The following is a 13311-nucleotide window of genomic DNA, read 5'->3' as shown; positions in this document are numbered from 1 at the left end:
CTCCTTACTCTCCTAGCGACCATGATGTTCGAGGAGGTGGCAGGTGTTTCGACGACACGGCCTGCGAGCCACGGCGGCGGCGTGCTGCGCAACGGCTCTGCTCGCCACACCGGCGTTGGCCGGCAGTGACGGACCGGGGGCTCCCGGTGCGGGAGACGACTACTTCCCCGGTTACGGCAACGGTGGATACGACGTCTCGCACTACGACATCCAGCTGCGCTACCAGCCCGCGGACGACCATCTGCAGGGCACCACGACGATCGTTGCGAAGCCGACGCAGAACCTGACGGCGTTCAACCTGGACTTCGCGCTGCCCACCAAGTCGGTGCGGGTCAACGGCGCGCCCGCGCAGTTCTCGCAGGACGGCTCGGAGCTGACGGTGACGCCGTCGGACGCGCTGCCCGAGGGGAGCCTCGCGACCTTCGTCGTCGAGTACGAGGGCGTGCCGTCGACGGTCGAGGTGGGTGGCCTGAAGCCGTGGATCCGCACCTCCGACGGTGCGCTCGCGGTCGGGGAGCCGGAGATCGCCGCCTGGTGGTTCCCGAGCAACGACCACCCCAGGGACAAGGCGACCTTCGACGTCTCCGTCGCGGTGCCGGACGGCACCGAGGTGGTGTCCAACGGTGTGAACACCAAGACCGCCAGCCTTGCGGGCTGGACCACCTGGCAGTGGCGCACGACCAAGCCGACCGCCACCTATCTGGCGTTCATCGGCGTCGGGCAGTACGAGATCAGCACCAAGACCGGCGCGTTCGGGCAGCCGCTCGTCACCGCGTACTCCGACAACCTCGGCGAGTTCGCGGGCCCGGCGAAGGCCAGCGTCGAGCGCACCCCGGAGGTCGTGGAGTTCCTCACCGGCCTGCTCGGTGACTACCCGTTCGAGGCGCAGGGTGGACTGGTCTCTTCGGAGGGGCTGAATTTCGCGCTGGAGAACCAGACCCGGCCGACCTACAGCCACCTGTTCTTCCGGAACGGGGCGAACACCTCGGTGGTCGTGCACGAGAACGCGCACCAGTGGTTCGGCGACTCGGTGTCGGTGGACACCTGGCGCAACATCTGGCTGAACGAGGGCTTCGCGTCCTACGCGGAGTGGTTCTGGTCGGAGGCGCAGGGCACCGGTACCGCGCAGGAGCTGTTCGACCACTACTACGCGTCGCACCCGGCCGACGACCCGTTCTGGCAGGTCCTGCCGGGCGATCCCGGCGCGGGGGACGTGTTCAGCGACGCTGTCTACGACCGGGGCGCGATGACCGTGCACGCTCTGCGGAACGTGGTCGGTGACGAGGCCCTGCTCGACATCATCCGGACCTGGGTGGCGGAGAAGCGCTACTCCACCGGCACGATCGAGGAGTTCATCGCGCTCGCCGAGCAGCGCTCCGGCAAGCAGCTCGACGAGCTGTTCAACACCTGGTTGTTCACCAAGGGCAGGCCGCCGGTCGGCGAGGCGACGGGCGTGCCGGCGAGCGCGACCCGCGTTTCGGTGGCTCCGCCGAAGGCCGTGGCGGAGATCGACCGCACCCACGCCCTGCTGCACGACCACTGATTCGCTAGCGGACGCCTTCGAGGGCTTCGCGGACCGGGAGCAGCTTCGCTTCCGCCTCCGCGACCTCTTGGTCGGGGTCGGATTCGGGGACGATTCCGCACCCGGCGAACAGGCGGATCCTGCCGCCGCCGCGCTCGGCCTCGGTGCCGGGTGCGGCGGCGGTTTCCACTTGGGCGCAGCGAAGCGCCACGGCGAACTCGCCGTTGCCGCTGCCGTCCAGCCAGCCGACCGGCCCCGCGTAGCGCCCCCGGTCCATCCCTTCCAGCTCGCTGATCGCCTGCACGGCGTCATCGGTCGGGGTTCCGCCGACCGCAGCCGTGGGATGCACCGCGGCGACCATGCGCAGCAGCGTTGCGCCATTGCGGGTGCCGCTTTCGCTGAGCTTGCCTTCGACGTTCGTCGCGAGGTGCAGGACATTGCGCAGGCGGAGGACCTCCGGCTCGTTCTGCACCGTGAGGTCGCTGCAGAAGGGGCGGAGGCGAACCGCCAGCGACTCCGCCGCGTAGGCGTGTTCGCTGCGGTTCTTCGCGGAGGCCATCAACTCGGCGGCGAGTTGCTCGGTGGTGTGCCCCTCGCGCGGCCAAACCGTGCCGGCCAGCACCTGGGACCGCACCTCGTATCCCTCGCGTTCGAGCAGCAGTTCGGGAGTGGCGCCGACGAGGCCGTCCACGGCGAACGTCCAGCAGGTCGGGTACCGGGCGGCGAGGTTGTTCAGCAGGAACCGGGCGTCGAGCGGCTCGGAGGTGCTGGCCAGCAGGTCGTGGGCGAGCACGATCTTGTCCAGGTCGCCGGTTTGCCGCATGCGGTGCACGGCCTCGGCCACGGCCTGGCGGTAGCCGGTCGCGGACAGCTGCCCGTCGCTGTAGGACACCGTGCCGGGCGGGTGCACGGGCTCGACCGGCTGCTGTTCGGTGGAGCCGTCGCCGATCGTGGTGATCCAGCGCACACCGTCCCGTTGCCCGATGACGACCTCGGGAACGATCAGCACCGAGTGCCCGGGGTCGTCGGCGAACGCCAGGCTGGCGAACGCCACCGGGCCGCAGCCGGGCAGCCCGACCGAGTCGTCGACCTCGAACTGGTGACAGAGCTCTCGCCACCAGTCGTCGGCCCGGTTGAAGCGGTCGGGACCGGCAACGTCCAGGCGCGCCGCGCAGCCCCAGCCGACGAGCCCGGAGCCGTCGCGGACCCAGCTGAGCACGGCGTCGGTCGGCAGCAGTTCCAGCAGGGGACTGTCGTATCGGGGGTCGCCCGCTTCGAGCCTTCGGGTTCGCGCCGTCAGCAGCCTGGGTGTAGTCGCCACTCCTGGAGGGTATGCGTCGCTCTCCAACAGGTGGGCGGCACCGAAGGCATGCGCGTGGCCGTCGACGGGGTGCCTACAATCGGTCACCGTGGCGAGCGATGCGGTGGCGCAGAACGCGGCCGACTCGGTGACCGAGACCAGCACGGACGGTGACCAGTCGGTTGCGGTGCCGCCCCGTCGTCGGGGCCGAGCGCGTGCGGCGCGAGGCGTGCTGGTGTTCGGCCTGCTCATGACCGTGATGGGGCTGTCCATCGTCGGTGCGTGCTTCATCAACGACCGGACCATCGAGGAGTCCAAGGGCGAAGCGGTGGCCGAGGTGGTGGACGCCTCGCTGACCCGGACCGTGGTGCGCTTCAACACCGATGAGGGCCGCGTCTACATCCCGCCGAACGGCGTGCTCTACCCGGCCGACTTGCAGGCCGGGCAGCTGGTGCGGGTCGAGTACGACTCGCGGAACCCGGATCTGGTGCGCGTGGCCGGCCGCAACATGACCCTTTCGCTGCTGCCGGTGTCCAGCTCGCTCGCCGTGCTGTGGGCGGTGCTGCTGCCGGTGTACTGGCTGCTCCGGCGGCCGACCGCGCGGTGAGTCCTTGGTCCCTTGTGCCGCTGATCAGGCTTCCCTAATCCGGTCGGGTGGTGTGACACTGGTTTCCCCGCCGTAAGGGGGCTAGCGGCGGATTCGCACGACCGATGTGGACTGCTCATGGGGAAGCGGTTCGCACGTGCCGCCCGGCCGCCGGCCCGCGTCTGCGAGGTCGCCATGAACACGTCTGAAGTGCAGTCCAGTGCGTCGGATGTGCAGCAGTGGGTGCTCGGCGCACCTGCCATGTCCACTGTGGATCGTTCAGTTCCGGATGGTGTGTCCGCTCCGGATCTCGCGCAGTACTGCCTGATGCTCGGCGACGATGCACTGGTCCTGTCGCACCGGTTGTCCGAGTGGGGAGTCCGCGCCCCGGAGCTGGAAGAGGCCGCGGCGCTCGGCGCGATTGCGCTCGATCTCTTGGGAGAAGCCAGGATCCTGCTGCACCGCGCGGGCGAGGTCGAGGGCGTGGGGCGGGGCGAGGACAGCCTCGCGTACTTCCGGACCGCCGCGGAGTTCCGCAACGTGCGGTTGGTCGAGATCGACTGCGGGCCGGGGCAGGACGGCGGCTTCTCGGCCACCGTCGCGCGGCTGCTGCTGTACACCGCGTGGCGGGTGGCGGTGTTCGAACGGCTGATGCGGAGCCGGGACGCCGTACTGGCCACCTTCGCCGCACGGTCCCTCGCGGGCCTGACGAGGCACCGCGACCACGCCGCGCAGTGGGTCATCCGCCTCGGCGATGCGAACGCCGCGTCGGCCCGGCGCATGACGGGCGGGTTCCAGCGGGTGTGGCCGATGACCGGCGAGCTGTTCACGCCGCACCCGGTCGAGGCCCGGCTGGCGGATGCCGGCTGCGGGGTCGATCCGGCGGTGGTGCGCGGCGAGGTGAGCGAGGTGCTGGACGAGGTGTTCTCGGTGGCCCGCCTGGAGCGGCCGGACCCGACGGAGTTCGGCGGGTTCGTCCGCCCCGGCGGCCGCGACGGGGAGCACACCGGCGGCATGGAATTCCTGCTCGCCGACATGCAGTACCTGGCCAGATCCGCGGCGCAGCTCTGATCAGGTCCGAGAGCTGCGGCACAGGCGATCAGATTGAGTACTTTCCCCCAAGAACTCCGGGGCCCGGCAGGCGCAAAGTGATCTGGGGGGCGCTCGGGAACTTCGGTCCGGTCGACAACGTCGGACCGGTGACCGCGGGCGGGACACCGGTTCGGATGCCTCTTCGGCGAAGCGGAAGGACACAACTCGACATGGACGGAATCTGGGTGCAGGTGCTCGTCGCCTTGATCGCGGGAGCGTGCGGGGCTGGGGTGATGTCGGCCGTCTTCTGCGCCCGGAGGCGGAGAGCCAAGGCGACTGCCGGATCCGCTGTTGTGCCGCCCGCCACGCAGTCGGTCGCGTCCCCGTCGCCTCTGCCGGACAAGTGGCTGAACGAGGTCCAGCGGTGCGAGCAGGCGGTGTACCGAGCCGCTCGGGCCGTCGACGCGGTGTCCTCGACGCAGGCCCGGCACCAGTTGCAGACGGTGGTCCGGCGGATGGATGCGGAATTGCCGAACGTTCGGGCGCTTTCCGAGCTGGGGCGTGGCCTGGAGGGCAGCGAGTCGCGGGACGACGCCGTGGTGGGCCGGGTGCAGAGCCAGCTCGACGACGCCGCTGCCAGGTTCGGGATGGTCACGGACCACGTGCTGGAGGCGGTCGTGGAACTGGTCGCCGCACCCGATCTCAGCCGGGTCCACGAGCAGGTGTTGGTGCTGCGCGATCAGTTCCCGCTGCTGCGGCCGATGTCGGCGGTGTTCGGTCCGCCCCCGGGTTCGGCTCCCGCCCGCGCGCTGATGACGGCCGCCTGACGATCAGCTCCGTTCGGTGGCCTGCCGCCACCAGTCGTGCACATCGGCGGCGACGCCGGGCGCGGCCACCAGCAGCCCGTCCAGCGGGAGCGCGGCCGTGCCGCCGCGGCGGTCCAGCACGGTGGCGCCGGATTCGGTGGCCAGCGCGAGCGCACCAGCGACGTCCCACTCCTCGTACGAGTCGAGGACCGCGGCGATCGCGTGGCCGAGCGCGACCTGGGTGATGGCCAGCGCCGGGGAGCCCAGCAGCCGGACCCCGACCTGGGCGCTCGCGGCGTTCGTGATGAACCGGTCCATGCCGCGCCACGGCCCGTTCTTGGTCAGCTCCGTGCACACGATGCCGCCGCGCGCTTCGCCTTGCACGGGCAGCCGAACCGGGGTCCCGTTGGCGCGCATGCCGCGGCCGCGCGCCGCGGCGTAGATCTGCGTGCGGTACGGATCGGCGACCACCCCGACGACCGGCCCGTGCTCGTCGAGCATGGCCAGGCTGTAGGCGCACCAGGGCAGGCCCGCCACGTAGTTGGCGGTGCCGTCGACCGGGTCGACCGACCAGCGGAACCGCGCGGAACCGGCGCGAGCGGCCCAGTGCTCTGCGACGGTGGTGGGCGCGGCGTCGAATTCCTCGCCGAACACCGGGATTCCGGGGAACTCGTCGGCGAGGATCCGGCGGGTGTGCCGTTCGAGGGTGCGGCCGGTGTCGGTGACCCAGTCGAACGGCGATTCGGTGGGCTCGGGGCGCGCTCCCCGGCCCGCGGTCGCGATGATCACGTCAGCGGCATCGTTCGCGAGTCGGCCGGCGACTTCGAACGCCCGCGAAACCAGGGCGGGGTCGATCTGCGCGGGCGGGGAGGGCAGGACCGTCATGCCGTCCCAGGCTCCGTGCGGTGGGTGACCGGAGCGCAACGCTCAGGTGACCGGTTGTGGAGCTACAGGTCACGATTGCGAGTTGCCGCACGCGGCGAGTGGTCGGGTCGGCGAGTTGGCGTGCTCTTCGGTTGGCGTTGGCGGTGCCGTCACGTTGCGGTCGACTGTTCGCCGGTCCGGGCCGTCACGGTGTGCCGCGTGCGCATAGCGATCGTGACCGAGAGCTTCCTGCCGCAAATCAACGGGGTGACGAATTCCGTGCTGCGAGTGCTGGAGCACTTGCGGCGACGGGGTGATGCGGCGCTGGTGATCGCGCCGGGAGCGGGCCCGGAGGAGTACGCGGGTTTCCCGGTGATCCGGCTGCCCGCGATGGACCTGCCGCTGGTTTCATCGTTGCCGATCGGCTTCCCGACGCGCCGGTTGCTGCGCGGGTTGCAGGAATTCCGCCCGGATGTCGTGCATCTGGCGTCGCCGTTCATCGTCGGGGCGCGCGGCCTGGCCGCTGCCAGGCGGATCGGCGTCCCGACCGTTGCCGTTTACCAGACCGACGTCGCGGGGTTCGCCGAGTCGTACGGCCTGGGCCTGACCGCCCGCGCCGCGTGGCGCTGGATACGCCGCCTCCACGGTGCCGCCGACCGGACGTTGGCCCCGTCGACGTGGGCCGTGGAAACGTTGCGGGAGCACGGAGTTCCGCGCGTTCACCGGTGGGGGCGGGGCGTGGACACCGCCCGGTTCTCGCCGCACCGCCGGGATCCGGATCTGCACCACGAGCTGGCGCCGAACGGCGAGCTGCTCGTCGGGTACGTCGGGCGGTTGGCGCCGGAGAAGCGCATCGAGCGGTTGGCGGCGCTGGGCGGGATGCCGGGCGTGCGGCTCGTCGTCGTGGGTGACGGTCCGGAACGCCAGAACCTCGGTGCGGCGCTGCCCGGTGCGGCTTTCCTCGGGCAGCGGACCGGCGACGAGCTGGCACGGATCTACGCGAGCCTGGACGTTTTCGTGCACACCGGGCCGCACGAGACGTTCTGCCAGGCGGTGCAGGAGGCGATGGCTTCGGGCGTGCCGGTTGTCGCCCCGGATGCCGGCGGGCCCCGGGATCTCGTCGACCACGGCCGGACGGGTTATCTGCTGCCGACCGAAGATCCTGCTGTGCACGCGGATGCGCTGCGCGCCGCCGTCGCGGAGTTGCGCGACTCGGAGCTGCGGGCGAGGTTCGGCGAGGCGGCGCGTGACGCCGTCGCTGGGCGGACTTGGCCCGCGCTGTGCCAGCAGCTGATCGGGCACTACTCCGAGGTTGCGACACGTGTGGAGCCCTTGGCCGCCTGACAGGCCGGATCGCCGGCGACCCCATCGCCCAGGTGCAACAAATCCGTTGCGTCACATGAATGGCGTGATCTCCGTGCGTCGGGTGGTCGACGGCGAGCTGGCCGCCTTGCGGGAGGTGCGGCTGCGTGCGCTCGCGGCGGACCCCGCCGCCTTTGGCTCCACTTTGGACGGTGAGCGGACGCGACCGATGGCGTTCTGGCGGGAGCGGCTCGCCCGTGGTTCGTGGCTTGGGCTGAGCGGGAAGCCGTGGGTGTCGTCACGGCAGTGCCGGCGTCGACCCAGGCGGAGTAACGGCTCGAGGCGATGTGGGTCGACCGGGCGTGGCGGGGCGAGGGCGTCGCGGAAGCCCTGGTCGATGCGGTCCTGTCGTGGTCGCTGAGCAGGGGTGCGACCTCCGTGGCGTTGTGGGTCTTCGACGGGAACTCGGCTGCCCGGCGTTTCTACGAGCGCGTCGGATTCCGTCCGGTGGGGCGGCGGGAGCCGCACCCCCAGAAGACGGAGCGGTTCAGGGAGTGCCTGCGAATCGAGTTGCGGTCCGGTTCCTGAGCGTGGCCGGGCATCGCGGGAAGGAGGACGGAATAGGAATTCCGCGATGCGGACTTGATGGGCGTGCTGGTGATCTCGCGGATCCCGCCACGTACTCTTCGGGTGTGTCTCGGGCCGGTTTGGACAAGAAGCCTCACGAGGTCGCCGCGATGTTCGACGGCGTCGCGCGCAGGTACGACCTGACCAACACGGTGCTGTCCTTCGGGCAGGACCGGCGCTGGCGGGAAGTGACCCGGCGGGCTCTGGCTCCGAAGCCGGGCGAGCGGGTGCTCGACCTGGCGGCGGGCAGCGGCGTGTCGACGGTGGAGTTCGCCCGTTCCGGCGCGTGGTGCGTGGCCGCGGACTTCTCGCTGGGCATGCTGTCGGTCGGCCGGGATCGAGGCGTGCCGATGGTCGCGGCCGACGCGCTCCGGCTGCCGTTCGCCGACGAGTCCTTCGACGCCGCGACGATCTCGTTCGGGCTGCGCAACCTGGTCGACACGGCCGCCGGCCTGCGGGAGATGCTGCGGGTGGTGCGTCCCGGCGGTCGGCTGGTGGTGTGCGAGTTCTCGACGCCCACCTGGCAGCCGTTCCGGACGATCTACATGAACTACCTGATGCGGGCCCTGCCTCCGATCGCCCGAGCGGTGTCCTCCAATCCGGACGCCTACGTCTACCTCGCGGAGTCCATCCGCGAGTGGCCGGACCAGCGCGCGCTGGCGGAGCTGATCGCCGAGAGCGGCTGGAGCGGCGTGCAGTGGCGCAACCTCACCAGCGGCGTCGTCGCAGTCCACCGCGCGGTCAAGCCTTCCTGATCCCTCGCGGCTTCAGAGCCAGATCGTCTCCGGCGGCGAGGCCTCGGCCGAGTGCTGGGCCTGGCCGATCACGGTCATGAACGCTTCCGATGCCGCGGCGAGCGGGCGGTGCGGGTCGCGGACCACGGCGATGCGGCGGCGGACCTCGGGGCCGCCGAGCGCCCGGTGTTCGAGCCCGGCGAACTGGACCAGCGGCAGCACCAGCCCGGGCATCACCGCCACGCCGAGCCCGGCCGCGACCAGCCCCGCGACGGTGGTGATGTTCCGCGATTCCAGCACGACGTCCGGGCGCACCCGTGCGGCGGCGAAGGCGCGTTCGGCGTGCTGCCGGATGCTGCTGGTCGGGTCGAAGGCGATGTGCGGCTGGTCGGCGAGGTCCGCCCAGTCGAGCCGCCGGCGCTCGGAAAACCGGTGCGACGGCGGGAAAACGCAGCAGAACCGGTCGGTCGCGATCGGCCGGACCTGCAGGTCCGGCAGCGGTTCGGGCACCACCGTGACGGCCAGGTCGACCGCGCCGCTGCGGACCCGCTGCAGCACCTCGTCCGACATGCCGTCCTCAATGGACAGTTCGACCTCGGGGTGCGCCGCCCGGTAGGCGGAGGCCACGGGCGGCAGCAGGATCGCCGCCAGCGACGGCAGCGCCGCGATCCGCACCCGGCCGCGACTGCCGGCCAGGAACCCCTCGAAGTGGTTGATCCCGGCGTCGAAGGCATCGACCACGCGCCGCGCCACCCGGCAGAACTCGCTGCCCTCCGGCGTGATGACCAGGTTCCGCGTGGTGCGCTCGAACAGCGTGATGCCGAGCTTGCGCTCCACCTCGCGGACGGTGCGGCTCATCGACGACTGCGCCAGGTGGAGCTGATCGCCGGCGAGCGTGAAGCTGCCTGCGTCGTGCACGGCGAGCACCAGTCGGAGCTGCTGAAGCGTCAGATCCATGCCCACAGTGCATTAATCTATCAGTAACTTTTGCTTGACGCGCATGAGCGACGCGGATCACAGTACGTCCGTCCGGCAACGGAGGTGCTGCATGCTCGCCGCGAGTGGGTTCCTGACCATCGGGGTCTTCCTGGCCCTGGTGCTGTCCCGACGCGTTTCGGTGCTCTTCGCACTGACCCTGGTGCCCATCGCCGCCGCGGTGGCGAGCGGCTTCGGCGGTCGGCTCGGCTCGCTGATCGCCGACGGCCTGATCACCGTCGCGCCGGTGGCCATCATGATCACGTTCGCGGTGCTCTACTTCAGCCTGATGGTCGACGCCGGGCTGTTCGACCCGGCGGTGACCCGCATCCTGCGCTGGGCCAAGGGCGATCCGCTGAAGATCACGCTGGGCACCGCACTGCTCACGCTGCTCGTCGCGCTCGACGGCGACGGCGCGTCGACGTTCCTCATCTCGGTGTCCGCGCTGCTGCCGATCTACCAGCGGTTGGGCATGCGGCGCATCGTGCTGGCGGGCGTGATCTGCCTGGCCGCGGGCGTGATGAACATGGTGCCGTGGGGCGGTCCCACGGCCCGGGCGATGGCCGCGCTGAAGCTGGACAGCAGCCAGCTGTTCCTCCCGGTGCTCCCCGCGATGCTGGCCGGGGTCCTCTGGGTGCTGCTGGCGGCCTACCTGATCGGCCGCGCAGAGCGGAAGCGGCTCGGCGTCATCGAGGTGGCGGTCGCGGACCGCGCCCGTCCGACCGGGGCCGACCGGGTGCGGTACTGGACCAACGCGGCCCTGACGCTGGTGCTCGTCGTATGCCTGCTCGCCCAGCTCGCGGACCTGGAAGTGCTCTTCCTGCTGGCCTTCCTGGCGGCGCTGCTGATCAACCGGCCGTCCTGGCAGGGCCAGCAAGAACTGCTGACCAAGCACGCGTACAACGTGGTGCTGGTCGTCGCGGTGATCTTCGCGGCCGGAGTGTTCACCGGGATCATGACCGGCACCGGGATGATCAAGGCGATGGCCGAGAGCCTGGTGTCGGTCATCCCGGACTCCGCCGCCGGGCTGCTGCCGGTGGCGACCGCGATCACCAGCATGCCGTTCAGCCTGGTGTTCACCCCGGACGCGTACTACTACGGCGTGGTCCCGGTGCTCGCCGAGACCACCGCGGCGCTCGGCGGCGATCCGGCCGCCATCGGGCGGGCCGCGATCCTCGGCCAGATGACCACAGGTTTCCCGCTCAGCCCGCTGACCGCCTCGACGTTCATCCTGCTCGGGATGAGCAAGGTCGACCTCGGCGACCACCAGCGGTTCATCTTCAAGTGGGCGTTCGGCACGACGCTGGTGATGACGGCAGTCGCGCTGGTCACGGGGGTGCTGTGATGCGCATTGGCAGCGGAGCCGGGTTCGCCGGCGACCGGATCGGACCGGCGGTGGACCTCGCGGCGCGGGCCGGCCTGGACGACTTGGTCCTGGAATGCCTGGCAGAACGCACCATCGCGCTCGGCCAGCAGCGGAAGCTGCGCGACCCGGCGGTCGGCTACGACCCGCGGTTGCGTGCGCGCTTCGAGCGGCTGCTGCCGGTCGCCGCAGCGCACGGCGTGCGGGTGGTGACGAACATGGGCGCGGCGAATCCCTTGGTGGCAGGTGAGGTCACCCGTGACCTGTTGGTGGACCTGGGCGTGCGCGGCAAGATCGCAGTGGTCACCGGGGACGACGTGCTGGACCGGCTCGACCTGAGGCTTCCGGCGCTGGAGGACAGGGTCCCGCTCGCCGACCACGGCGCGGTCGTCTCCGCGAACGCCTACCTGGGCGCGGACGCGCTGCTTCCGGCACTGGACACCGGGGCGAACGTCGTGCTGACCGGTCGGGTCGCGGATCCGTCGCTGTTCGTCGCGCCGCTGGCGCACCGGCTGGGCTGGGAGCTCGACGACTGGCCGCGGATCGCGGCCGGGACGCTCGTCGGGCACGTCCTGGAGTGCGCGGGGCAGGTGACCGGCGGTTACTTCGCCGACCCCGGGGTGAAGGACGTGCCGGACCTGGCGGAGCTGGGGTTCCCGTTCGCGGAAGTGGCATCGGACGGCACTGCGACCATCGGCAAGCTCGCGGGCACCGGAGGCGTCGTCTCCAAGGCGACGGTGCGCGAGCAGCTGCTCTACGAGGTGACCGACCCGACCGGCTACCGCACTCCCGACGTGGTGCTGGACTTCCGCCCGGTGCGCGCGGAGCAGACCGGTGACGACCGGGTCCGGATCAGCGGCGCCGCCGGTCAGGCCCGCCCTGCTGAGTTGAAGGTGAGCGTCGGCTACCGCGCCGGGTACCGGGCGGAGTGCGGCATCAGCTATGCCGGGCCGAACGCCGCCGGCCGGGCGCGGTTGGCAGCGGATGTGGTCACGACCAGGCTGCGCGGCACCGGGCTGCGCATCAGAGCGGAAGTTCTCGGCGCGGTCAGGGACTCGGGCGAGCCGACGGATGAGTGCCGCCTGCGGGTGGCGGCGATGGCGCCAGACCCGACGGCGGCCGACGTCGTGTGCCACGAGGTCGAAGCGCTCTACACGAACGGGCCGGCGGGCGGCGGCGGTGTTCGCGCCGATGTCCGCGAGGTGATCGGCATCGTGTCGGCGCTCATTCCCCGATCGGACGTCGAGACGAGGGTGACGGTGCTGGAGGTCGACGATGCTGCTGCATGAAATCGCCCATTGCCGGGCCGGCGACAAGGGGGACACCTCGACGCTGTCGCTGTTCCCCTATCGCGACGACGACTTCCCCTTCTTGGCCCGGGAGGTCACGGCGGAACGGGTCCGAGAGCACCTCGCCGGTCACATCCGGGGCGAGGTGCTGCGCTACGAACTCCCGAACCTGTGCGGGCTGCAGTTCACCTGCCGCCAAGCGCTCGACGGCGGGGTGACTACATCGCTGGCCCTCGACACCCACGGAAAGTCCCTGAGTTCCCGTCTCCTGTCGCTGGTCCTCTGAGAAGGCACATCGGGAGTGGCGACAAGCCTGTTTTCGCAGACGAACGGCCTGTCGATGAGCCTCCAAGGCGTTTAAAGGGGGGTGGTTGCAAGGGGTGTTTCGGGGGTGTGTAAATTTATCCAAGTCAGCGCGACACGGGCCGGGAAAACCGGGCCGAGCCTGACGCGGGGTCGCGAACCAAGCTCCCACGACTGAGTGGTAGAGTGGGCGAGCCCGAAAGGCAAGACTTGATAAAGCGAAACGCTTACGCGTGTTGATAACTGAAGAGCCAAGTGGTCCCGAAAGATAACGAATTGGGTCGGTTGAGAAAGCGAACCCCCCGGTTTGACACGGGAAAACACGATGCTCTACAGTGGTAAACACGAAAGCGAAAACGAGGAAATGCTCCCCGGAGCTTCGATCCCTGGTTTAGGGGTTGGGTGATGGTGTGGGTGTGTTCTTTGAGAACTCAACAGCGGACTGTTTTGGTTAGTGTTCTTTTATGCCCCCGACCATTTCGGTGGTTGGTGGTTTCTTTGAGTATGACGCTCGCCCTGTGGGGTTTGAGTGTCTGCTGGGATTGTTCAACAGCATTGTTGGAGAGTTTGATCCTGGCTCAGGACGAACGCTGGCGGCGTGCTTAACA

13 protein-coding genes are annotated in these 13311 nt (G+C 70.1%); 10 read left to right on the top strand and 3 right to left on the bottom strand.

The window, feature by feature from the left end; translation table 11 throughout:
* Positions 1-43 precede the first annotated feature (43 nt).
* The gene (locus tag E1288_RS33350; RefSeq protein ID WP_132492370.1) at positions 44-1543 is read left to right on the top strand and encodes a M1 family metallopeptidase; all 1500 of its coding nucleotides are present in this window, start codon (positions 44-46) and stop codon (positions 1541-1543) included.
* Between the two features lie 4 nt (positions 1544-1547).
* Here E1288_RS33350 and E1288_RS33345 read toward each other — a convergent pair whose 3' ends face one another.
* Entirely contained in the window at positions 1548-2843 is a 1296-nt protein-coding gene (locus E1288_RS33345; RefSeq protein ID WP_235883977.1) for an isochorismate synthase, read from the bottom strand.
* 88 nt (positions 2844-2931) lie between these two features.
* Here E1288_RS33345 and E1288_RS33340 point away from each other — a divergent pair, with 88 nt between their 5' ends.
* From E1288_RS33340 to E1288_RS33330, 3 genes are all read left to right on the top strand, one after another.
* The gene (locus E1288_RS33340; RefSeq protein WP_235883976.1) at positions 2932-3429 is read left to right on the top strand and encodes a DUF3592 domain-containing protein; all 498 of its coding nucleotides are present in this window, start codon (positions 2932-2934) and stop codon (positions 3427-3429) included.
* Between the two features lie 174 nt (positions 3430-3603).
* Positions 3604-4479 carry a 1,2-phenylacetyl-CoA epoxidase subunit PaaC gene (paaC, locus tag E1288_RS33335; RefSeq protein ID WP_132492454.1) on the top strand — a complete coding sequence of 292 codons (876 nt, stop codon included), beginning with the start codon at positions 3604-3606 and terminating at the stop codon, positions 4477-4479.
* 191 nt (positions 4480-4670) lie between these two features.
* Positions 4671-5267: a hypothetical protein gene (locus tag E1288_RS33330; RefSeq protein ID WP_132492364.1), complete on the top strand. Its 597-nt coding sequence runs from the start codon at positions 4671-4673 to the stop codon at positions 5265-5267.
* Positions 5268-5270: 3 nt separating this feature from the next.
* On the opposite strand, the gene E1288_RS33325 is transcribed toward E1288_RS33330, so the two are convergent.
* The gene (locus E1288_RS33325; RefSeq protein WP_132492362.1) at positions 5271-6131 is read right to left on the bottom strand and encodes an inositol monophosphatase family protein; all 861 of its coding nucleotides are present in this window, start codon (positions 6129-6131) and stop codon (positions 5271-5273) included.
* Between the two features lie 198 nt (positions 6132-6329).
* Between E1288_RS33325 and E1288_RS33320 the strand changes: the two genes are divergently transcribed.
* The 3 genes from E1288_RS33320 (at position 6330) to E1288_RS33310 (ending at position 8794) form a co-directional block, all read left to right on the top strand.
* Positions 6330-7454, top strand: coding sequence for a glycosyltransferase family 4 protein (locus E1288_RS33320; protein WP_207954695.1), 1125 nt, complete (start codon positions 6330-6332; stop codon positions 7452-7454).
* A gap of 303 nt (positions 7455-7757) precedes the next feature.
* Complete coding sequence (locus tag E1288_RS33315; RefSeq protein ID WP_132492358.1) at positions 7758-8000, top strand: GNAT family N-acetyltransferase; 243 nt, start codon at positions 7758-7760, stop codon at positions 7998-8000.
* A 104-nt stretch (positions 8001-8104) separates the two neighbouring features.
* Positions 8105-8794, top strand: a complete 690-nt coding sequence (locus E1288_RS33310; protein ID WP_132492356.1) for a demethylmenaquinone methyltransferase — start codon at positions 8105-8107, stop codon at positions 8792-8794.
* 12 nt (positions 8795-8806) lie between these two features.
* On the opposite strand, the gene E1288_RS33305 is transcribed toward E1288_RS33310, so the two are convergent.
* Positions 8807-9730 (bottom strand): LysR family transcriptional regulator, encoded by a 924-nt coding sequence (locus tag E1288_RS33305; protein WP_408014203.1) that lies wholly within the window; start codon positions 9728-9730, stop codon positions 8807-8809.
* Between the two features lie 91 nt (positions 9731-9821).
* Between E1288_RS33305 and E1288_RS33300 the strand changes: the two genes are divergently transcribed.
* From E1288_RS33300 to E1288_RS33290, 3 genes are read left to right on the top strand one after another with little or no spacing between them, the layout of a single operon-like run.
* Positions 9822-11093 (top strand): CitMHS family transporter, encoded by a 1272-nt coding sequence (locus E1288_RS33300; RefSeq protein ID WP_132492352.1) that lies wholly within the window; start codon positions 9822-9824, stop codon positions 11091-11093.
* The gene (locus E1288_RS33295) at positions 11093-12400 is read left to right on the top strand and encodes an acyclic terpene utilization AtuA family protein (RefSeq protein WP_132492350.1); all 1308 of its coding nucleotides are present in this window, start codon (positions 11093-11095) and stop codon (positions 12398-12400) included. The genes E1288_RS33300 and E1288_RS33295 overlap by 1 nt, the downstream gene beginning before the upstream one ends.
* Positions 12387-12686 carry an AtuA-related protein gene (locus E1288_RS33290; RefSeq protein WP_132492348.1) on the top strand — a complete coding sequence of 100 codons (300 nt, stop codon included), beginning with the start codon at positions 12387-12389 and terminating at the stop codon, positions 12684-12686. The genes E1288_RS33295 and E1288_RS33290 overlap by 14 nt, the downstream gene beginning before the upstream one ends.
* Positions 12687-13311 lie beyond the last annotated feature (625 nt).

The sequence above is a fragment of the Saccharopolyspora elongata genome (assembly GCF_004348985.1).
Classification (GTDB): domain Bacteria; phylum Actinomycetota; class Actinomycetes; order Mycobacteriales; family Pseudonocardiaceae; genus Saccharopolyspora; species Saccharopolyspora elongata.
The sequence above is the reverse complement of the archived record's forward strand: the minus strand, read 5'-3'. Positions and strand labels throughout refer to the sequence as shown.